The sequence below is a fragment of the Phenylobacterium sp. genome, from assembly GCF_030693625.1.
Taxonomy (GTDB): domain Bacteria; phylum Pseudomonadota; class Alphaproteobacteria; order Caulobacterales; family Caulobacteraceae; genus Phenylobacterium; species Phenylobacterium ferrooxidans.
Genome location: NZ_JAUYAF010000021.1, coordinates 19,551 through 40,160 on the forward strand (window position 1 = coordinate 19,551; position 20,610 = coordinate 40,160).

Below are 20,610 nucleotides of genomic sequence, written 5' to 3' on the forward strand. Positions count from 1 at the left end.
GACCAAGGCGGCCCGCGCTGGGGAGGCGTGCTTGAAGACGACCATCACCGTAAATGGGCAAGCCCGTTCGCTTGACCTCGACACCCGCACCAGCCTGCTCGACGCCCTGCGTGAGCATCTGAACCTCAAGGGCTCCAAGAAGGGCTGTGACCACGGGCAGTGCGGCGCCTGCACCGTCCTGGTGAACGGGGTGCGGATCAATTCCTGCCTCAGCCTGGCCGTCATGCACGACGGCGACGAGGTCACCACCATCGAGGGCATCGGCGGGGAGGAAAACCTCCACCCGATGCAGCAGGCCTTCCTGGAGCAGGACGCCTTCCAGTGCGGCTACTGCACGCCCGGCCAGATCTGCTCGGCGGTGGGGATGCTGAAGGAGGCCGCCGAGAACTGGCCCAGCCAGGCCAGCGAGGACCTGACTGGCGCGATCGCGCTGACCGACGCCGAGATTCGCGAGCGGATGAGCGGGAACATCTGCCGCTGCTCGGCCTATCCCCAGATCATCGCGGCGATCCGCGACGTCGCGGGAGAGGTCGCATGAGGCCCTTCACCTACGAGCGTCCCACCGATGTCGCCGCCGCCGTGAAGGCCGTCGCAGCGACGCCGGGGGCCAAGTTTCTGGCCGGCGGCACCAACCTGCTGGACCTGATGAAGCTCGACATCGAGCAGCCGACCCACCTTGTGGACGTCAACCGGCTGCCGCTGGCCGGTATGGAGGACACCTCGGACGGCGGCTTGCGCATCGGCTCAATGGTGACCAACAGCCACCTGGCCGCCGACGCGCGCGTCCGGAGCCGCTACTCGGTCCTGACCCAGGCCATCGTCTCGGGGGGGTCGGGCCAACTTCGCAACAAGGCGACCGCGGGCGGCAACCTGCTGCAACGGACCCGCTGCGCCTATTTCTATGATCCCTCCAAGCCCTGCAACAAGCGGCTGCCCGGGTCGGGCTGCAGCGCCCTGGACGGGCTGAACCGCAACAGCGCCATCTTCGGCGCCAGCGAAGCCTGCATCGCCACCCATCCTTCCGACATGGCCGTGGCCCTGACGGCCCTGGGCGCGAGCCTCGAGACCATGACCGCCGACGGCGCCACCCGCACCCTGGCTGTGGCCGACCTGCACCGCCTGCCCGGCGACACCCCGCATATCGAGACCACCCTGGCGGCGGGCGAACTCATCACCGCCGTTGTCCTTCCCCCGGCTCCGGCCGGCGGGCAGGTCTATCGCAAGGCCCGCGACCGGGCCTCCTACGCCGGTGGCCTGGCCAGTGTCGCGGTGGTGGGGAGCCAGGTCGCCTTCGGCGCCGTGGCCCACAAGCCCTGGCGCGCGGAGAAGACCGAGGCGGCGCTCGCATCCGGCGCCGGCGCGGTGGAGGCCGCCCACGCCGAATTGGCGGGCGCGCAGGACAACGGCAAGAACGGCTTCAAGATCGCCCTGGTGGCCCGCATGACCGCGGACGCCCTGGCGCAGGCACGTGAAGGGAGAGGCGCATGAGCTCGGTCAAGGATTGGGCGGCCCCGAACCCCGTCACGGAGAACCGTAGCGGGATCATCGGCAAGGGCGTCGAACGCTACGAAGGCAAACTGAAGGTCACCGGCACGGCGGCCTACGCCTACGAGGTCGAGCCGCCCTCGGCTCCAGCCTATGGCTACCTGCTGGCCGCCACCATCGCCAAGGGCCGGATCACCGCCATCGACATCAGCGCCGCCGAGGCCTCGCCGGGCGTGAAGCTGGTCTGGACCCACCTCAACGTGCCCAAGCAGGCGCGGCGGGGCGAGCGGATCAACCCCCGCAGCCAGCGGCCAGCCAACCCGGCCCTGGCTGGTGATCGCGTGGAGTTCTTCGGCCAGCCGGTGGCCTTTGTGGCCGCCGACACCTGGGAAAATGCGCGGGCGGCCGCAAACCTCATCCGGGTGAGCTATGCCGCCGAGCCTGCTGTTCTGGACTTCCGGGCCAGCCTCGACCTGGCGGAGATGCCGGACGGTGAGGAAGACGTCCTGATCGGCGACTTCGAGGGCGCCTACGCCAGGGCCCCGGCCCAGATCGACGAGACCTATTTCAGCCCCCTGCAGAACCACGTGCAGATGGAGCCCTGCGCCACCACCGCCTGGTGGGAGGGCGACAAGGTCACCGTCCATACCTCGATCCAGATGGTGAAGGGCGGCCAGCACGCCCTAGCCGAGACCCTGGCCATCCCCTCGGAGAAGGTCCACCTGCTGACCCGCTACATCGGCGGCGGGTTCGGCGGCAAGGGCCAGGCCTATGACGATCTGACCCTGGCGGCGCTCGGCGCCCGCGCCCTGGGACAGCCGGTGAAGCTGACCTACACCCGCCAGCAGATGTTCCAGGCCACCATCCACCGGCCAGCCGTCAGCATGCGCGTGCGGCTGGGGGCGGAGCCGGACGGACGGCTGAACGCCTTCGCCGTGGAGGCCGTCACCCACTGCGCCCGCAGCGCCTCCTTCGTCGAGCACGCCGCCAACTTCTCCCGCAACCTCTACGCCGCGCCCAACCGGCTCACCGGCCACCGGCTGGTGAAGATGGACATTCCCCACGCCGGACCCATGCGGGCGCCGGGCGAGGCCTCCGGCATGCTCAGCCTGGAATGCGCCATGGACGAGCTGGCGGAGAAGCTGGGGATCGACCCCATCGAGCTGCGCCTGCGCAACGAGCCCGATGTTGATCCGGAGACCGGCAAGCCGTTCTCGATCCGCCAACTGACGGAATGCCTGAACACAGGCGCCCAGCGCTTCGGGTGGAGCAGGCGCAATCCCAAGCCCGGCCAGGTCCGCGATGGCCGCTGGCTGGTGGGCATGGGCATGGCCGCCGCCATCCGCGGCAACTTCCTGCTGCCGGCCAAGGCGGGCGTCCGGATCGATGGGACCGGTGTCATCACCCTGCGCCAGGGCATGACCGACATCGGCACCGGGACCTATACGATCCTGGCCCAGATCACCGCCGAGACCATGGGCGTGACCATGGACGAGGTGAAGGTCGAGCTAGGCGATTCTGAGTTCCCTCCGGCGCCCGGCTCCGGCGGCCAGTTCGGCGCGGCCACCGCCGGTTCGGCGGCCTTCGAGGCCAATATGAACCTCCGCCGGGCCCTGGCCGAGCTCGCCATCGGGGACCCGAATTCGCCGCTCTACGGCGGTGATCCCACCTACGTCACCTTCGGCAACGGCAACATCGCCATCGAGAACCGCTCGGAAAGCCTGGCGACCCTGGTCAGCCGCGCCGCGCCCGACGGGGTCTATGTGGAGGGCGCCATCAGTCCGGCCGCCGACGCCCGCGACTATTCCCAGCATACCTACGGCGGCCACTTCGCCGAGGTGGGCGTGGACACCGTCACCGGCGAGGTCCGGATGCGCAGGATGTTCGGGGTGTTCGCCGCCGGCCGCATCCTCAACGCCAAGACCGCCAAGAGCCAGGTGACGGGCGGCATGATCTGGGGCGTGGGCACGGCCCTGACCGAGGGCAATGTCGTGGATAACCGCTACGGATCCTTCATCAACCAGGACATGGCCGGCTACCTGGTCCCCAGCCACGCCGACATTGTCGACCTGGACGCCATCTTCCTGGAGGAGGCCGATGACAAGGCCAATCCGATGGGGATCAAGGGCGTCGGCGAGCTTGGCATCTGCGGGGCCGGCGCGGCGGTGGCCAACGCCATCTACAACGCCTGCGGGGTTCGCCTGCGCGACTTCCCCATGACGCCGGACAAGGTGCTGGAAGGCCTGATGGCCAAGGGCCTCTAGCGGCCCTCAGCCTAGGCGGTCACTTGTTTCGCTTGAGATAGGTGACCGCCAGGGCCGCGGCGCAGCCCAGGAACAGGATGCCGGCGATCACCCGCACGGCGTCGATCAGGAAGCCGGCGACCGCCGCGGCCACCATGACCGCCAGGAAGATGCCGGCCCAGCGCGCCATGGGCTAGCCGACCTTGGCGCGCAGTTCGCCCAGGATGCGGGCCAGGTCGGTTTCCCGGAACGGCTTCTGCAGGACCAGAGATCCCTTGTCGACGTCACGCAGGCCGGCGTCGCCGTAGCCGGTGGCGAAGGCGAAGGGCGCGCCCTTGGCCCTCAGGATGTCGGCGAGCGGAAAGATCGGCTGGCCGCCGAGGTTCACATCCAGCACGGCGCAGTCGATCTGTTCACGCTCGGCCAGGGCGATGGCCTCGTCCAATCGCGCGGCGGGGCCGACGACGATGCAGCCGAGATCGGTGAGCATGTCTTCGATCAGCATCGAGACCATCATCTCGTCTTCAACAACGAGGACCCGTAGGCCGGCGAGATCGGGGACGCTCATTGCCAAGGCTCCAGCAGGTTCATGAGCCTATCCATAGGCCACCACGGACTCGGCTGACTATAGCCAAGTCGCACGCGACCTGCCGCGTCCATACTGCTCATCACTGCGCCCGGTCCCCTCGCTCCGCGACTCTCTAAAACCGCTGACCGACCGTTCGGTTCCATCGTCGGACTCTAAGCTTCAGAAGCCGACGTGTTGGCGTCGAGGGGAGCCGACACCCGCAGGGTGGTGATCTGGTTGCGGACCCGCTTGACCACCTGGAACCGGTGACGATGGAAGATGAAGGTCTGGCCGATCTTCGGGATGGTCTGGGCCTCATGGATCACCAGGCCGGCCACGGTGACGGCGTCGTCGTCCGGCATGTCCCAGTCCATGGCGCGGTTCAGGTCGCGGATCGTCACCGAGCCGTCCACCACCACCGAGCCGTCGGCCTGTTTGCGCACGCCCTGGATGGCGCTGTCGTGCTCGTCGTCGATCTCGCCGACGATCTCCTCGAGGATGTCCTCCAGCGTCACCAGACCCTGCAAGGCCCCGTACTCGTCCACCACCAGGGCGAAGTGGCTCTGGCGCTTCAGGAAGGCGTTGAGCTGGTCCTTGAGGTTGGTGGTGTCGGGGATGAACCACGGCTCGCGCAGGATGTCGTCGATGGCCAGCTTGTCGATCTTGCCGCCGGAGTTGGCCAGGGCCTGCAACAGGTCCTTGGCGTGCAGCACGCCGACGATGTTCTCGGCGTCGCCGCGATAGAGCGGCACGCGCGTGTGGGCGCTCTCCAGCATGGCGGTCACCACCTCGGCCGGCGACAGATCGGCGTCGATCATCGAGATCGACATGCGGTGTACCATCACCTCGCTGACGTCCATGTCCGAGAGGTCGAGCACGCCGCCCAGCATCCGGCGGTCGCGTTCCTCCACCAGTCCCTCGGAGTGGTGGTACTCCACCGCCCCGCGGATCTCCTCGTGGGCCGCCAGGACGTCGGTCTCCATGGAGAGCTTGATACCGAAGGGCCGCAGGGTCTGGCGCACCACCCACTGGGCGCCGTTGGCGAGGGGGCCAAAGATGCGCACCACCCAATAGGTGGGGATCGACAGAGCGCGGGCGACGTCGTCGGCGCGGGCGATGGCCAGGGACTTGGGCAGGATCTCGCTGAAGATGACGATCAGAACCGTCATGATTCCGGTGGCGATCAGGGCCCCCAGCGCGCCTGGGAAGGCCGCCGAGAGGGCGAGCGTCGTCAGGGCCGAGGCGCCGATATTGATGACGTTGTTGGAGAGCAGGATGGCCCCGATCATCTTCTCCTGATCGGCCATCATGATGTTGATGCGCCGGGCCGCGCGGTCGCCTTCGCGCTCAAGCTGGTGCATCCGGCCGCGGCTGGCCGCCGTCATCGAGGTCTCCGCCGCCGAGATCAGCCCTGACAGGCTCAGCAGGGCGACGAGGATGGGGGCGAGACCCGCGAGGATCGCGATGACGCTCACGGTCGAGCTCCTTCAGACACCAGGAAATCGCGCACGGCCTGGGCGCTCACGTCCTTGGCGACGAAGGTGTCACCGAGCGCGCGGGCCAGGATGAAGGTCAGCTTGCCGCCCTGGGCCTTCTTGTCCTGGCCCATGTGGCGGACCAGGGCTTCGGCTGCGAAGGGGGTTTTCGCCACGGCGTCCATTCGGGTGGGAAGGCCGGCGGCGGCGATGGCGGCCTCGGCGCGCACCGCGTCCTGAGTCGAGCAAAGGCCCTGTGAGGCGGAGAAGCGGAAGGCGATGGCGCAGCCGGCGGCCACCGCCTCCCCGTGCAGCAGGGCCTCGCCGTAGCCGGTCTCGGCCTCCAGGGCGTGGCCAAAGGTGTGGCCGAGATTGAGCAGGGCGCGTCGACCCGCCTCCTTCTCGTCCTCGATGACGATCTCCGCCTTCATCTCCACCGAGCGCGCGACGGCATGGGAAAGGGCGGCGGGTTCGCGGGCGAGGACGGCGGCGGCGTTGGCCTCCAGCCACTCGAAGAAGGTGAAGTCGCCGAGCAGGCCGTACTTGATCACCTCGGCATAGCCCGCGCGCATGTCGCGGTCGGTGAGGGTGCCGAGTACGTCTAGGTCGGCCAGCACCAGACGCGGCTGATGGAAGGCGCCCACCAGGTTCTTTCCACGCGGTGTGTCGATGGCGGTCTTGCCGCCGACCGATGAGTCCACCTGGGCCAGCAGGGTGGTGGGGATCTGCACGAAGTCGATGCCGCGCTTGTAGATGGCCGCGGCGAAGCCGGCGAGGTCGCCCACCACGCCGCCGCCGAAGGCCACGATCAGGTCGCCACGGTCGAGCTCCAGGGCCAGCAGGCGGTCCGAAAGGTCGGCCAGGCCGTCGAAGCTCTTGGTCTGTTCGCCTGGCGGCACGACGATCGCCGGGCAGGTGATGCCAGCCCCCGTGAGCGACGCCGTCAGGCGGGCCCCGTGCAGGGCCCAGACGGTTTCATCGCTGACGATGGCGACGCGCCGGTTTTTCAGGAAGGGCGCGATCCGGGTTCCCGCCTCGTCCAGCAGCCCCCGCCCGATCACCACCTCGTAGGAACGGTCGCCCAGGCCGACAGGGACGATGCGCGGGCTCACTGGGGAGGTTCCTCGGTCTTGGCGAGATGGGCCAGAAGGGCCTGGATCACCTGGTCGACGGTGACGTGGTGGGCGGCGTCGCCGGTCTCCACCATGACGTCGGCCAGCTCATAGATGGGATAGCGCAGGGCCGCCTGCTCCTTCAGCACGTCCATCGGATCGCGGCCGGTGATGAGCGGGCGGTTGTCCTTGCGCGACACCCGCCGGGCCAGGACTTCAAGGTCGGCCTTCAGCCAGACCGAGAGCGAGCGCGCCTTGATCAGGGCGCGGGTCTCGTCGTTCATGAAGGCCCCGCCGCCGGTGGCCAGCACGTGGGGCGGCTCGTCCAGCAGCCGCGCGATCACCCGACGCTCGCCCTCGCGGAAGGCGGGCTCCCCCAGATCGGCGAAGATGTCAGGGATTGAGCGGCCCGCGGCGGCCTCCACCTCGGTGTCGGCGTCGCGGAACGGCAGCTCCAGAGCGTTGGCCAGACGGCGGCCCACGCTGGATTTGCCGACCCCCATCAGGCCGACGAGGGTGATGGTGCGGGCGCGTAGCGGTTTGTAACGGTCCATGAACGGCGCAGGTCTACATCAGGGCGACCCCCCGCGCCAATGCCCGCGCTGTGAGTTAGGATAAGACCATGTCCGGTCGAAGCACTTCCCTGGCGGTCCTGACCGCCCTCGCCCTCTCCACACCCGCCCTCGCGCAGGAGGTCCAGGTCGCGCCCCTGGCGGCGCCCGACTTTTTCTCGACGGGGGCGCGGGAGACCGGCCTGACCGCGGAACTCTGGCGCGGCGCCTCGGGGCAGACGGCCCGCACGGTGCTGCCGCTGCTGGCCGCCAAGCCGCTTTCCCCAGCGGCTCAGGCCTTGACGCGCCGCGTCCTGGCCACGGGCGGCTCGGGCCCGGAAGGCGCGGGGCAGGACGCCGGCGTGGCGGGGGCTCGCATCAGCGCCCTGATCGCCCAGGGGGGCGTGAAGGACGCCGCCGCCATCCTTTCGCGCACCGCGGGTCTGGAACAGAACCCGGTCCTGGCCCAGGCCGGCGCCGAAGCGGCCCTGCTGTCTGGCGACGCCGAGGGCGCCTGCGCGATCTCCGACCGCCTCGTGGCGGGGCGCGAAGAGGTCTACTGGCTCCGCCTTCGCGCCTATTGCCAGCTCAAGTCCGGGAACTCCGGCGCCGCCCAGCTCACCTTCGACCTGGCCCAGGCCCAGAGCCGCGACCCGGTCTATGGCCGGCTGATGGGCGCCAAGCTGGCCGGCGCTGGCGATCCAGGCGAACCCTCCCTGCGCAACGGCCTCGACTACGCCCTGACCCGGGACCTGGGTCTTGCGGTGACCGGCCCGTCCGCGCCCGCCGTCGCCGCGGCCCTGGCCGCCAGTCCCTCGGGCTCGGCGACCTGGACCATCGAAGGCGGCCCTGGGCCGGTAAAGGCCGCCATGGCGGCGCTGGCCGGCGGCGACCTCGGAACAGCCCAGACCCTGCGCGCCAGCCTCACCTCCGACACCATTCCCGGCGCCACCATCACAGATCTCGCCCTGCTGGACGCCCTGCTGGCCGCCGCCTCCGGCAGGGCCGATCCCCAGACGCTCGACCGCCTGATCGAGCGCGGCGCGACCGCAGACGCCAAGACCCGGATCCGCGCGCAGCAGGGGGCGCTGATCCTGGCGGCGCTTGGCGGTTCGATGAGCCCCCAGGCCCGCGGCCAGTTCGCGGGCTTCACGGCGGGCGAGACCAAGGCGCCCGCCGCTCGCGCCTTCGCCCTCGACGCCGCCGGGGTGGAAAAGCTCCAGGGCGAGACCGCCTTGCTGGCCCTGTGGATTTCCGCCGACGCGGGAGCCGCCGGGCCCGCCGCCGGAGACCGGGCGAGGATCATTCGGGCGCTCAGGGCCGCCGGTCTTGAGGACGACGCCCGCGCCTTCGCTGTCGAAGGCCTGCTGGGGCTCCGATGAGCGCCTCGTCGGGTTGGGCCGAGGCCTTCCTCGAGATGATGGCTGTCGAGCGAGCGGCGGCCAAGAACACCATCACCGCCTATGGCAAGGACCTGGCCGACGCTTCCGGCTATCTGGCCGGCCGGGGCCGGGACCTGGGCGACGCCAGCGCCGAGGATATCGAGGCCTATTTCGCGGCCCTGGGCGCGCGCGGCCTGTCGCCCGCCACCGCCTCGCGCCGCCGCGCCGCCGTCCGCCAGTTCTACCGGTTCGTGCTGGGCGAGGGCTGGCGCGCGGATGACCCTTCCCGCCGGGTGGACGCCCCCAAGCGCGGCCGGCCCTTGCCCAAGGTGCTGAGCCGCGACGAGGTGGACGCCATCATCGCTGCGGCCTCGGCCAAGGACGGTGCCCAGGGATTGCGGATCGGCTGCGTGGTGGAGCTGATCTACGCCTCGGGCCTGCGGATCTCCGAGCTGACGGCCCTGCCGCTGGCCGCGCTGGCCCGCGATCCAGCCTATCTGATGGTCACCGGCAAGGGTGGCAAGGATCGCCTCGCGCCGCTGAACAACGCCGCGCGGACAGCGGTGAAGGCCTATCTGGAGGTCCGAAAAACCTTCCTGCCCAAGGGAGACCTCGCCAATCCCTGGCTGTTCCCGTCCCGCGGCAAGGCCGGCCGCATGACCCCGCGACGGTTCGCCCAGCTGCTGGACGAGGCCGCCGCTGACGCCGGGATCGATCCCGCGCGCGTCAGCCCCCACGTGCTGCGGCACGCCTTCGCCACCCACCTGCTGGAGGGCGGCGCTGATCTGCGGGTGGTGCAGAAACTGCTGGGCCACGCCGACATCGCCACCACCCAGATCTACACCCACGTGGCCGGAGATCGCCTGGCCCAGGTGGTCGCCAGCAAGCACCCGCTGTCCCGCAAGAGCTGAGCCGGGAACGAGAAAGGCCGCCCGCGTGAGCGGACGGCTTCCTCAGGACCTCAGATCAGGCTGGGGGTCAGCCGGTGATCCGATAGCGGCCCTGGCGGTCGGGGCAGACGCGGACGTAGCGCACTTCATTCCCGTAATCGTCCGTCGGCGCCAGGGCCAGGCGGCAGCGCTGACGGTTGTAGTAGCTGTAGTCGTACTGGCCGGTGCGCTGACCGCGGTCATAGCGGCTCTCGCGATAGGGCTTGGTCTCGGCGTAGTTGTAGTAATAGCCGGCCTGATCGCACTTGGACTTGCCGGCCTGCTTGCCGATGCTGGCGCCCAGGGCGCCGCCGACGACGGCGCCGAGCACCGCGCCCTCGGTCCGGGCATTGCGCGCGGCGATGTTGGAGCCAAGGGCCGCGCCGGCAAGGGCGCCGATCAGGCCGCCGGCCACCTGGTTGTTGTTGTTTTTATAGGGCCCGCAGGGGTCGGCATAGCCGGAGCCGGCATAGGTGGTGTCGCGGCCATAGCGGTTAGCGTCGGTCGAACCCCAGGCCGGGGCCGGGCCGTAGCTGCGGGCGTAGGCGCCGTAGCCGTAGCGCGCATCATAGCGGGCGCGGTCGCGCTCGTAGCGGTCGCGTCGGGCGTCATAGTCGGCGCGGGCGCGTTCGTAGTCGGCCAGCTTCGCCTGATAGTCGGCCTGCTCCTGCTCGTAGCTGCGCATGTCGCGCTGGTATTGCTGAGTCGGTTGATACTGGGCGAAGGCGGGGGCGGCCGTGGCCAGCATCGCCGTCGCCACCAAGGCGGTCTTAAGCGTCTTCATGGTGAGTTCTCCTGGAACTAACGACGGACCGATCCCGTCCGGGCGGTCTCGTGAACAATGGGGTCCTTGCGACCTCGGAGAACCTAACGTGGAGCTTGGACCGGGGTTGCACGAACATTGTTCGATTGCGCTCAGCCCTTGCGCGGGTCGGCTTTCAGCAACGCGATCAGCGCCTTGGCCAGGGCGTCGGTGGACTTCAGCTTGTCTCTCAAGCTCAAGGCGATCACCGGCCCCACATCGGTCTTGTTGACGTCGACGATGTAGATGCGGCCGCTGGGCTGGTCGCGCAGGATGTCCAGTCCGCCCCAGTCCAGGCCCATGCGCGCGGCGAAGGCCGCGATCAAGGCCAACTCCTCGGCGCTGTATATCTCCGCGGGATCGACGCGGGTGACCGCGAGATTGTGGATGGAAAAACGATTGTCCGCCGGCTTGCGCTTGATCCAGACGACGACGGGCTTGCCGCCGACGCAGGGGGTTCGCAGGTCGTGGATGAAGGGCCCCACGGCGGTGTCCACCAGCCGCTGGTAGGTCTTGCCGGGCAGGCGTGGATGCGGGCAGGCGATGATGCGTCCGTCATGCACGCCATTCAGCTCGCCCTTCTCGACCGCGTCCCCGACGTAGATCTCGGGGTCGATGGCCAGGGGATAGCCGAACACCTCCTCGAACACGGCGGCGACGTGGCTCTTGGAGACGTCCAGACAGGTGAAGTTGAAAGCCCGCTCGTGGGTGGGCAGGGCGCGCTGGCCCCAGGTGGCGTCCTCGAAGCAGAAACAGGCGTCGGCTTCCTTGGGCGTCTTGGCCATGCGGCAACCGCTCCAGGCCATGGCCGCCCAGATCAGATACCACGGCCGCGGCCGGTCCGGCGTTAACCAGATGGCCGGGCCCGGCCCCCGCGTGGCCGCCAGAGCCCAGGATCTGGCCCGGACAAGGATGTGATAGCCGAACCAGATGAGGCATTCGCCGATCAGGGTGGCGTCGAGGCGGATCTGAGTCCCGGTCTTGTGGACCGTGAGGCCGCCATCATGGAACTCGAAGTCTGTGAGCCAACCGCCCCCTGGGGGAAGGCCAGGCAGGAACCCGTCCGGCGCTGGGGTGTGCAGTTCGCTCATGGACGCCTCAGGGCCTGAAGGAAACCGGGCGATCCCAGAGTGAACCCGTCTGCCGCCATGCTCAAGCTGGTAGAGCGCTTCCAGGCTTCTCCAGTACGGCGCCGACGGCCGCGATGCGGTCGACGCGCCGGTACGCCGGGTGCATCAGCGTGGACCCGAAGACGTCGGGGTCGATCTCGCGGTAGCGCAGCTGGGCGCCTCTTCCGGAGGCGATGGCTTCCAGCTCCGCCTTCAGCCGGTCGCGCCCGTCGACGATGGCGCTGCCGGTGTAGAGCAGCAGCCGCCCTCCCGCCGGCAGCCGGTCCATGGCGGCCTTGGCCCAGTCCAGCGACAGCCGCGCGCCAAGCAGATCGCCGCCGTCGCGATAGGTGCGGCCGCCCGAGCCCAGGATGTAGGGCGGATTGGCGATGGCCACGTCCATGGCCCCGGTGACCTTGGAAAGCCCGTTGCTCTCGATGACCTCCACGCTGACCACGGCGGCGGCGGCGTTGATTCGCGCCAGACGAAGGGCCGCAGGATTGATGTCGGCCAGCACGATGGCGGCCTGGGGACAGACTCGCGCCGCCACGATCCCGCCGACCCCGGAGCCCGCGCCAATATCGACGATCCGGTTGGCGTGTCCCAATTCCTGACGGACGAAGTCGGCGTAGCGGTAGCTGTCGGGCCCGAAGAACACCGCGTCCCTCGCCCTGGGCGGATAGGCCGAGTGGAGGAAGAGGTCTTCACCGAGGCTGGAGACCCGCAGGGCGCTGGAGAGACGCCGCCCGCGCTCGACCAGGATTCCGGCCTCGCGCATCAGGGCGAGGATTTCCACCTCCAGGTCGCCGTCGCGGAATGGCCGGCTCCACCCGAAGATGTCCCGCAGGGTGTGGCGTGTTCCCTGGAACAGCCGCCAGGACACCAGCCGGTGGGTGTCGTTGGTGGGGGTGACGAACTGGTAGTCCCGGGCCTTCAGCGCCGCCAACAGGGCGACCAGGGCTTCGTCTTCACCGGTCATGAGCGTTGCGCCTGGGCGAGCGCTTCCTTGCGCAGGGCGCGCATGGAGGCGGGCATGCCTTTGGCCACCGCCCCGCGCACCAGGCTCGCGGGGACGGGCGCATCGACAGCCACGTGCAGTTCATAGGTCACGTGGGTCCCACCGGGTATGGCGGTGAGCCGCCATTCGCCGTCGGAGCGCTTCCAGTCGCCGCCGGTGCGGCGGAACGCCAGGCGGTGCGGCGGCTCCAGGGTGGTGCGGAACACGTTTCGCATCACCGGCTTGAACGCGTTGCCCTCCAGCCGGTGCTCGCGGACGTCCCACTTGCCGGCCGGGTCGCGCTCCAGGGTCTTGCAACTGAGTAGCTTGGGCATGTAGCGCGCGGCGTTGGCGCAGTCGCTCAACACCTTCCAGACCACGGCGGGCGGGGCGGCGATGTCCATGGCCGCGCGTATCACACCGGCCGATCCGCCCTCCGCCTGCGCCGAGACGGTGGGGGCGGCTTCGAATCGCCCGGCGGCGAAAGAAGGGCCTGCGAGGGCGACAAGTGCGAGGACGAGGACAGGCTTCATGCTCGGTGAGGTCCCGACGGATGATTTCGTTCCCGACAGATAGCTAAGCCACGGAACTGGCGCGACGCCACGTACTTGTTAGGCTGCGGGTTCCCGCCTAGTTTCCGGCGCTTCCGCCAACGGAAGGAAGAGTCCCCGCATGGTCGCGCACTATCTCGAGTTCGAGCGTCCCATCGCCGACCTCGAAGCCAAGATCGAGGAGCTCTCCAAGCTGTCGGAGACCACCGGGTCCGGGGCGATGGACGGTGAGATCGAGGTGCTGCGGACCCGCGCCCAGACCCTGCGCCGCGAGGCCTATTCCAAGCTCGACGCCTGGCAGAAAACCCTGGTGGCCCGACATCCGGACCGTCCCCATTTCGTGGACTACTGCGCCGGACTGATCGATGAGTTCGTGGAGCTGCGCGGCGACCGCAAGTTCGCCGACGACCAGGCGATCATGGGCGGCCTGGGCCGCTTCCGCGGCCAGCCGGTGGTGGTCCTGGGCAACGAGAAGGGCCGCGACACCGTCACCCGCGTGAAGCACAATTTCGGCTACGCCCGGCCGGAGGGCTACCGCAAGGCCATCCGCCTGTTGGAGATGGCCGAGCGCTTCCACCTGCCCGTGATCAGCTTCGTGGACACCGCGGCGGCCTATCCCGGCGTCGGCTCCGAGGAGCGCGGCGTCGCCGAAGCCATCGCGCGCGCCACTGAGAAATCCCTGATGCTGGCCGTGCCCATGGTGGCCGTGGTCACCGGCGAGGGCGGCTCCGGCGGCGCCATCGGCACCGCCTGCGGCAACCGTGTCCTGATGCTCGAGCACGCCATCTACACCGTGATCCCGCCCGAGGGCGCCAACTCGATCCTGTGGCGCGGCGCGCGCACCGCCGAGGAAGCCGCCAAGGCCCTGAAGATCACCGCCCAGGACCTGATCGGCATGAAGATCGTCGACCGGATCATCGCAGAGCCCGCGGGCGGCGCGCACTCCGATCCCGAAGCCACCATCGCCTCGGTGGGCGACGCGGTGGAGGAGGAACTGGCGATCCTGACCAAGATGACCGCCCCGGAACTCAAGAAGCAGCGGGCCGAGCGCTTCTACGCCATCGGCCGGAGCGGCCTGCAATGAGGACGGGCCTGCTGGTCGTCGCGCTGCTGCTGGCCCCGGCGGCCGCGCAGGCCGCCCCGGAGTCGGCTCTCGACCGCTGTCTGGCCTCGGAGGCCGGCGCCACCACCATCGGCCAGATCCAGTGCATCGGCGACGAGCTCAAGGTGCAGGATGCGCGCCTGAACCGGAACTACGCCAAGGCCATGAAGGACCTCACCCCGGAGCAGAAGGCCAAGCTGCGCGCCGCCCAGCGCGCCTGGCTGGCCTTCAAGGACGCCGATTGCCGATCCCTGCAGGACGACGCCTGGGGGACCCTTTCGCGGGTTAGCGCCAACATGTGTGTCCTTGAGCGCACCATCGAACGCGCCGACGAACTGGCCAGCTACCCGGACCGCTGACCGGAGAGGGTGAGCATGCCCCCCTTCCGCGACTATGCCGGCCCTTCGGACCTGCGCGCCATGCAGGGCCTGACCCAGCGCGTCTGGTCGGAGCGGAGCCCCTTTCACATCGGCAACCTGGCCTGGGAACGGTTCGAGCATGTCGGGCGCGATCCCGAATGGCCGACGCGGCTTTGGCTGGAGGGCGACACGGTCCGCGCCTGGGGTTGGATCCAGGATGGCGGTCATCTCTACTTCCAGATCGACCCGGCGCGCGCCGACCTGTTTGATGATGTCTTCGCCTGGTTCGAGGCCACGGCGACCGGCGACCTAACGACGGTGGCTCTCGACAATGACCCGGACGGCGTGGCCCGGCTGGCTGGCCGCGGCTATCGCGCGCTCGGCGAGGAGCACCCCTTCGCCCTGCGTATGTCCCGGACCCTCGACGACCTGCCGCCAGTGGTCCTGCCGGGCGGCTTCCACGCGCTTTCGATGGCGCAGGTCGGGGATCCCGAGCGCCGGGCCCTGGCCCATCGCAACGCCTGGAGCCGGATCGCCGGCCGTGAGGCTGATCCGCCCGGCCGCTCCCGCGTCACGGGGGAGAGCTATCGGCAGGTGATGGCGGCCTGGCCCTACCGCCCCGACCTAGACTGGGTGATCGAGGCGCCCGACGGCCGGCTGGCCGCCAACGCCTGTCTCTGGCTGGACGAGGTCCATGGCGCGGGCCTTTTCGAGCCGGTGGGCACGGACGCCGACTTCCGCCGCCTGGGCCTGGGACAAGCCGTCTGCCTGGCCGCGCTTCACGCGCTGAGGGCCGTGGGGGGGCGCATCGCCCTGGTGGGGCCGCGCGGCGACGACGGCTATCCCGTGCCCCGCGCGCTCTATGCGGGCGTCGGCTTCACCGCCTATGCCAGGGACATCGTCCACGCGCGCAAACGGCTTGCTTGACCCTGCGTCGCGGGCTTCAACTGTCTCAAACATCCGTTTGGGAGGACGTCATGGCGTTGAAGACCCGTTTCACCGAGCTCGTCGGGGTCGAACACCCCATCGTCCAGGGCGGCATGCAGTGGGTCGGCCGCGCCGAGCTGGTGGCCGCCGTCGCCAACGCCGGCGGGCTGGGCTTCATCACCGCCCTGACCCAGCCTACGCCGGACAAGCTGCGCGAGGAGATCGAGCGCTGCCGGTCCCTGACCAAGAAGCCCTTCGGCGTGAACCTGACCATCCTGCCGGCCATCAACCCGCCGCCCTACGCCGAGTACCGCCAGGCGATCATCGATAGCGGCGTCAAGATCGTCGAGACCGCCGGCAACAAGCCGCAGGAACATGTCGACGAGTTCAAGAAGCACGGCATTATCGTCGTCCATAAGTGCACCAGCGTCCGCCACGGCCTCTCGGCCGAGCGCATGGGCGTGGACGCCATCTCCATCGATGGCTTCGAGTGCGCCGGCCACCCGGGCGAGGATGACGTGCCCGGCCTGATCCTGATCCCGGCCGCGGCCGACAAGATCAAGATTCCAATGATCGCCTCGGGCGGCTTTGGCGACGCGCGCGGCCTGGTGGCGGCCCTGGCCCTGGGCGCCGAGGGCGTCAACATGGGCACCCGCTTCATGGCCACCAAGGAAAGCCCGATCCACCAGGCCATCAAGGAACAGATCGTCGCCAACGACGAGCGCTCCACCGACCTGATCTTCCGCACCATGCACAACACCAGCCGGGTGGCCCGCAACGCCGTCAGCCAGCAGGTGGTGGCGCTGGAGAAGCAGGGCGCCAAGTTCGAGGACGTCCGCGAACTGGTGGCCGGCAGCCGTGGCCGCAACGTCTACGAGGTGGGCGACAACGACGCCGGCATCTGGTCGGCAGGCCAGATCCAGGGCCTGATCCACGACATCCCTTCCTGCCAGGAACTGATCAGCCGGATGGTGCGCGAAGCCGAGGAATTGATCTCAGGGCGTCTGGCCCGCTTCGTCAGTGGCAAGCAGATGGCGGGCGCCTGACAACGCGGGGTTGCTGAGGGCGGGAGTCGTGTAAGCTTGGGGATCCCCCGAGCCCAGAGACGACACCCGCCGTGCCGCCCGACCTGACTCCCAAGGCCAAGGCCAATGTCTCGATGGTGATCGAGACGATGTACGCCATCGCCGCCGAGCCAGACAAATGGGAGCAGATCGTCCAGGCCCTGGACGTTGAGGCGAGCGATGCGCCCCCCGAGGCCGAAGGCGCCGCGCGCCTCGCCGTGCTCGCTGGCGATCGGGGGGAGGCCGCCCAGGTGGGCGTCGTGCTGATCAACGCCGCCGGCGGGGCCAGCGCCTGGAACGCGGCCGGCGAGGCCGTCTTCCATCAGCGCCTTGGGGTGATCGAAGCCCAGGGCCTGCGGTTCTTCAATCCCGCCAACCACGAGGCCCTCGACCAGGCCCGTCATCGCCTGCGTGGCACCCAGGGCCGCCAGGTCATCGTCAAGTTCAGCCAGGCCGACGACGAGGCGCCTCACTTCGCCTATGTGGTTCCCGCCAGCGGCCTGCCCGCCGCGCTCGCCGCCGGCCTGGCCGGGGCCGTGACCCTGGGGGAGGGGGCCTGCGCCGTCGTCTTCCCGGCCGTCGAGGCCACCGACCGGCTCTGGGCCAACCTGCGCGAGAGCTTCGGGCTCACCCCCGCCGAGACCCGCCTGGCGGCCCGCCTGAAGGACGGCCTGACCCTGAAGGAAGCGGCGGTGGAGCTGAACGTCAGCTTCAACACCGTCCGCAACCAGCTCCGCGCCATCTTCGAGAAGGTGGGTCTGTCGCGACAGAGCGAGCTGATCCGCACCCTGACCCAGCTCGGCTCCCTGGCCACCTCCTTCCAGGAGAGCTCGGGGCGGGGCCTGCTGGGACCGCCCATCGCCGCCACCGAACGGGGCGCCTTGGAGACCTCGCCGCCGATCCGGTTCCTGGCCCTCCCCGATGGCCGCCGCCTGGCCTGGCGCGCCTATGGGGATCCGAAGGGCAAGGCCGTGCTGGTGGTCCACCAGGGCCTGGGGTGCAGCATCATGCCCCGCGGCACCGACGCCCTGGCCCGCGACCTCGGACTGCGCCTGCTCTGTCCCGACCGGCCGGGCGCGGGTCGGTCCGACATCCGGACCGACTACAGCTATGAGGCGGTGGGGCGCGACTTCGCCGACCTCTGCCGTGACCAGGGCCTGGCCGAGGTGCAGGTGGCGGCCTTCATGTCCGGCGCGCCCTTCGCCCTGGTGGCCGCGCGCGAACTGGGGCCGATCGCCAGCCGGGTGCTGCTGGCCTCGGCGCGGCCTTCAGGCCAGACGTTGGAAACCGAGCGGGACAAGGGCCACGCGGTGGTGCTGTTCCGCCGCCGCATCCTGCGCAACGCCTGGCTGGCCGACATGGTCTTCGCGATGATGCGGCTGCAGCTGACCCGCAAGCAGCTGGAAAAGTTCGTCCGGGCGGCCGCCTCCGCGCCCGGCGACGCGGCCTATCTGCGCACCCATCCCGGCGTGCTGGAATTTATCGTCGACTACATTTCGGAGTCGCTGGCCCTCACCAGCCGGGGCATCGCCGACGAGATAAAGTGTTCGGCCCGCAGCCCGACCCTGGACCTGTCGCGCCTGTCGGCCCCCATCACCGTATGGCATGGCGAGCAGGACCCCATGAACACCGCCGCCGATGTCACGGTCTGGCTGAACGACCGCCAGGAGAGCCTCCGCACCTTCCCGGACGCCGGCCACTTCCTGCCCCACAAGCATTGGCCCGAAGTCCTGGGCTGGCTGGCCCGCTAGCGGATCGACTGGAGCACCACGCCCAATTCATCCACCACCTCGGAGGTGGTGGCCCACGAGCACATGAAGCGCACCGAGCCATCGATGAACCGGTAGACGAACCAGCCGGCGGCGTGCAGCCGCTGCAGGGTCGGCTCGTCCATCTCCACGAAGACCGCATTGGCCTCCACAGGGTGGGCGATGGGGAAGGGCATGAGGGCGGCCAGACGCTTGGCCATGGCGTTGGCGTGGGCGGCGTGGCGGACGAAGGCGCCGTCCTCCAGCATGCCGATGAAGGGTGCGGCGTAGAAGCGGCCCTTGGACGGCAGTTGCCCCGACTGCTTCAGCCGCGCGTCGAAGCGGTGGGCCAGGACGGGGTCGAAGATCACCACGGCCTCGGACGGCGTCATGCCCGATTTGGCCCCCCCCACCACCAGGATGTCGACCCCCAGGGTCCTGATGGCCTTGAGGTCAAAGCCCGCCGCCGCCGCATTGGCCAGCCGCGCCCCGTCGAGGTGGACGCGGTAGCCCTTGGCCTTCACCGGATCGATCAGGGCCTTCAACTCGGCGACGGAATAGACCGTGCCGTACTCCGTGGCGTTGGTGACCGAGAGCGCCGCCGGCGCCTGCCAGTGCGGTTGGTCGGGAGCGGCCAGCGGCCCCACCAGGCTCCCAGGATCAATGCGTCCCGAGTCCCCTGGGAGGGTGATCATCCCCAGGCCATGGCCGAAGAAGCCCGGCGCGCCTGTCTCGTCGGTGGCGATGTGGGAATGCTGGTGACACAGCACGCCCTCGAAGGGCTGGCAGAGGGTGGCCAGGGATATGGCGTTGGCGGCCGTCCCCGACGCCACGAACCGCACGCTGGCGTCGGCGTCCAGCAGGGCGCGGACCGCGTCGGCGCCGGCCTTGGTGATGGGGTCGGAGCCGTAGCCGGAGGTGACGCCGGCATTGGCGGCCACCAGGGCGTTCATCGCCTCGGGCGTGGCGGGGGCGGTGTTGTCGGATGCGAAGTCGTATCGGGCCATCCGCCGAATAGAACCGATCGCCAGCCGTTGAAAAGAGCTAGACGCCCTTTCCCCAGTCCCGCACGTCGGCGACGAACAGGTCGGGCTCCTCCATGGCCGCGAAGTGCCCGCCGCGGGGCATCTCGGTCCAGCGGGTGATGTTGTAGGCGCGGTCGGCCCAGGTGCGGGGCGGGGCGGTATAGAGCGGCTCGCCGGGGAAGTTGGCGAAGGCGGTCGGGGTTTCGCAGCGCTCGCCTTCCTTGAAGGCGATCCCGCCTTCCTCCAGCAGGCCACGATAGTACCAGGCGCCCGTCGCGAAGCTGCCGGTCATCACATAGATCATGATGTTGGTCAGCAGGCGGTCCTTGGGGTGGACCGCGTCCAGGGGCTTCGCCCGCAGGTCGGACCAGTCGTGGAAGCGCTCGGCGATCCAGGCGGCCTGGCCCACGGGGTTGCCCGCCCCCATCCAGGCCAGGGACTGGGGCTTGGAGGCCTGTAGGCGGAAATAGGCGCCCATGACGTCCATCATGGCGCCCTGCCGGGTGAGCCAGCCGATCTCGTCGGGGGTCTGTGGACCGCCGAAGGGGCGAAAGGCCATCATGTTCAGGTGGATGGCGCGCACGGTCTGGCCGTGGTCGTGTCCGAGCCAGGAGGTCACCATCGCCCCCCAGTCGCCGCCCTGGGCGATGTAGCTCGGATAGCCCAACACCTGCGTCATCAGGGTGTTGAACAGCCGCGCGGTGGTGCGCTGGCCGATGGGCCGGGTTGGCTTTGACGAAAAGCCGAAGCCGGGGAGGGAGGGGATCACCAGGTCGAAGGCGTCGGCGGCCTGGCCGCCGAAGCGGCTGGGGAAAGCCAGCTTCTCGATGACCTGCCAGAACTCGTAGTGCGATCCCGGCCAGCCGTGGGTGACGATCAGCGGCCGCTTGCCCTTGGCCTCGCCCACCACATGCAGGAAGTGGATGTCGAAATCCTCGACCTTGGCGGTGAACTGCGGGAAGCGGTTGAGGTCGGCCATGGCGGCGCGCCAGTCATAGGCGCCCGTCCAATGGTCGCAGAGGCTCTTCAGCCAGGCGCCGTCGCAGCCATAGGCCCAGCCATCGGGAACCTCAGGGATCGGCGGCCACGCATAGGCGGCGACCTTGCCCAGGACATCGGCCACCCGGGCCTCGTCCCACTGAACCTCAAACGGCTGAACCTGGCTCACGGCGCGCTCCCTG

21 protein-coding genes are annotated in these 20,610 nt (G+C 69.4%); 10 read left to right on the top strand and 11 right to left on the bottom strand.

Annotated elements, in window-relative coordinates; genetic code table 11:
- Positions 1-31 precede the first annotated feature (31 nt).
- The 3 genes from Q8N10_RS04440 to Q8N10_RS04450 are packed head-to-tail and all read left to right on the top strand — an operon-like array spanning position 32 to position 3,749.
- The gene (locus tag Q8N10_RS04440; protein ID WP_304774480.1) at positions 32-538 is read left to right on the top strand and encodes a 2Fe-2S iron-sulfur cluster-binding protein; all 507 of its coding nucleotides are present in this window, start codon (positions 32-34) and stop codon (positions 536-538) included.
- Entirely contained in the window at positions 535-1,488 is a 954-nt protein-coding gene (locus Q8N10_RS04445) for a xanthine dehydrogenase family protein subunit M (protein ID WP_304774482.1), read from the top strand. Before Q8N10_RS04440 ends, Q8N10_RS04445 begins: the two co-directional genes overlap by 4 nt.
- The gene (locus Q8N10_RS04450) at positions 1,485-3,749 is read left to right on the top strand and encodes a xanthine dehydrogenase family protein molybdopterin-binding subunit (protein ID WP_304774484.1); all 2,265 of its coding nucleotides are present in this window, start codon (positions 1,485-1,487) and stop codon (positions 3,747-3,749) included. The genes Q8N10_RS04445 and Q8N10_RS04450 overlap by 4 nt, the downstream gene beginning before the upstream one ends.
- 19 nt (positions 3,750-3,768) lie before the next feature.
- Here the strand turns inward: Q8N10_RS04450 and Q8N10_RS04455 are convergent, their stop codons facing one another.
- The 5 genes from Q8N10_RS04455 to Q8N10_RS04475 all read right to left on the bottom strand — a co-directional run bounded on the left by Q8N10_RS04455 (position 3,769) and on the right by Q8N10_RS04475 (position 7,437).
- Entirely contained in the window at positions 3,769-3,918 is a 150-nt protein-coding gene (locus Q8N10_RS04455; RefSeq protein ID WP_304774486.1) for a hypothetical protein, read from the bottom strand.
- 3 nt (positions 3,919-3,921) lie between these two features.
- The gene (locus Q8N10_RS04460) at positions 3,922-4,296 is read right to left on the bottom strand and encodes a response regulator (RefSeq protein WP_304774488.1); all 375 of its coding nucleotides are present in this window, start codon (positions 4,294-4,296) and stop codon (positions 3,922-3,924) included.
- Between the two features lie 173 nt (positions 4,297-4,469).
- Positions 4,470-5,771 carry an HlyC/CorC family transporter gene (locus Q8N10_RS04465; protein WP_304774490.1) on the bottom strand — a complete coding sequence of 434 codons (1,302 nt, stop codon included), beginning with the start codon at positions 5,769-5,771 and terminating at the stop codon, positions 4,470-4,472.
- The gene (gene aroB / locus Q8N10_RS04470; RefSeq protein WP_304774491.1) at positions 5,768-6,883 is read right to left on the bottom strand and encodes a 3-dehydroquinate synthase; all 1,116 of its coding nucleotides are present in this window, start codon (positions 6,881-6,883) and stop codon (positions 5,768-5,770) included. Before aroB ends, Q8N10_RS04465 begins: the two co-directional genes overlap by 4 nt.
- Entirely contained in the window at positions 6,880-7,437 is a 558-nt protein-coding gene (locus Q8N10_RS04475; protein ID WP_304774492.1) for a shikimate kinase, read from the bottom strand. Before Q8N10_RS04475 ends, aroB begins: the two co-directional genes overlap by 4 nt.
- Before the next feature lie 68 nt (positions 7,438-7,505).
- Here Q8N10_RS04475 and Q8N10_RS04480 point away from each other — a divergent pair, with 68 nt between their 5' ends.
- Together Q8N10_RS04480 and Q8N10_RS04485 are read left to right on the top strand one after the other, a co-directional pair.
- A complete protein-coding gene (locus Q8N10_RS04480) occupies positions 7,506-8,816 on the top strand; it encodes a hypothetical protein (protein WP_304774494.1) in 1,311 nt (436 codons plus the stop codon).
- Positions 8,813-9,727, top strand: a complete 915-nt coding sequence (locus Q8N10_RS04485; RefSeq protein WP_304774496.1) for a site-specific tyrosine recombinase XerD — start codon at positions 8,813-8,815, stop codon at positions 9,725-9,727. The genes Q8N10_RS04480 and Q8N10_RS04485 overlap by 4 nt, the downstream gene beginning before the upstream one ends.
- A 67-nt stretch (positions 9,728-9,794) precedes the next feature.
- Here Q8N10_RS04485 and Q8N10_RS04490 read toward each other — a convergent pair whose 3' ends face one another.
- From Q8N10_RS04490 to Q8N10_RS04505, 4 genes are all read right to left on the bottom strand, one after another.
- Positions 9,795-10,529 (bottom strand): glycine zipper 2TM domain-containing protein, encoded by a 735-nt coding sequence (locus tag Q8N10_RS04490; RefSeq protein WP_304774498.1) that lies wholly within the window; start codon positions 10,527-10,529, stop codon positions 9,795-9,797.
- 131 nt (positions 10,530-10,660) lie between these two features.
- The gene (locus Q8N10_RS04495; RefSeq protein ID WP_304774500.1) at positions 10,661-11,638 is read right to left on the bottom strand and encodes a hypothetical protein; all 978 of its coding nucleotides are present in this window, start codon (positions 11,636-11,638) and stop codon (positions 10,661-10,663) included.
- 61 nt (positions 11,639-11,699) lie between these two features.
- A complete protein-coding gene (locus Q8N10_RS04500; RefSeq protein ID WP_304774502.1) occupies positions 11,700-12,635 on the bottom strand; it encodes a methyltransferase in 936 nt (311 codons plus the stop codon).
- Positions 12,632-13,186: an SRPBCC family protein gene (locus Q8N10_RS04505; RefSeq protein ID WP_304774503.1), complete on the bottom strand. Its 555-nt coding sequence runs from the start codon at positions 13,184-13,186 to the stop codon at positions 12,632-12,634. The genes Q8N10_RS04500 and Q8N10_RS04505 overlap by 4 nt, the downstream gene beginning before the upstream one ends.
- A 139-nt stretch (positions 13,187-13,325) precedes the next feature.
- Between Q8N10_RS04505 and Q8N10_RS04510 the strand changes: the two genes are divergently transcribed.
- The 5 genes from Q8N10_RS04510 (at position 13,326) to Q8N10_RS04530 (ending at position 18,407) form a co-directional block, all read left to right on the top strand.
- On the top strand, positions 13,326-14,288 hold the full coding sequence (locus tag Q8N10_RS04510; protein WP_304774505.1) for an acetyl-CoA carboxylase carboxyltransferase subunit alpha: 963 nt from the start codon (positions 13,326-13,328) through the stop codon (positions 14,286-14,288).
- Positions 14,285-14,665: a lysozyme inhibitor LprI family protein gene (locus Q8N10_RS04515; protein WP_304774507.1), complete on the top strand. Its 381-nt coding sequence runs from the start codon at positions 14,285-14,287 to the stop codon at positions 14,663-14,665. Before Q8N10_RS04510 ends, Q8N10_RS04515 begins: the two co-directional genes overlap by 4 nt.
- 15 nt (positions 14,666-14,680) lie before the next feature.
- The gene (locus Q8N10_RS04520; RefSeq protein WP_304774509.1) at positions 14,681-15,592 is read left to right on the top strand and encodes a hypothetical protein; all 912 of its coding nucleotides are present in this window, start codon (positions 14,681-14,683) and stop codon (positions 15,590-15,592) included.
- A gap of 50 nt (positions 15,593-15,642) precedes the next feature.
- Complete coding sequence (locus Q8N10_RS04525; RefSeq protein WP_371133895.1) at positions 15,643-16,638, top strand: NAD(P)H-dependent flavin oxidoreductase; 996 nt, start codon at positions 15,643-15,645, stop codon at positions 16,636-16,638.
- Between the two features lie 71 nt (positions 16,639-16,709).
- Positions 16,710-18,407 carry an alpha/beta fold hydrolase gene (locus Q8N10_RS04530; RefSeq protein WP_304774511.1) on the top strand — a complete coding sequence of 566 codons (1,698 nt, stop codon included), beginning with the start codon at positions 16,710-16,712 and terminating at the stop codon, positions 18,405-18,407.
- Here the strand turns inward: Q8N10_RS04530 and Q8N10_RS04535 are convergent.
- Positions 18,404-19,411: a low specificity L-threonine aldolase gene (locus Q8N10_RS04535; protein ID WP_304774513.1), complete on the bottom strand. Its 1,008-nt coding sequence runs from the start codon at positions 19,409-19,411 to the stop codon at positions 18,404-18,406. The two genes, Q8N10_RS04530 and Q8N10_RS04535, sit on opposite strands and share 4 nt — an antisense overlap.
- A 37-nt stretch (positions 19,412-19,448) precedes the next feature.
- Positions 19,449-20,597 (bottom strand): epoxide hydrolase family protein, encoded by a 1,149-nt coding sequence (locus Q8N10_RS04540; RefSeq protein WP_305663870.1) that lies wholly within the window; start codon positions 20,595-20,597, stop codon positions 19,449-19,451.
- Between the last annotated feature and the right edge of the window lie 13 nt (positions 20,598-20,610).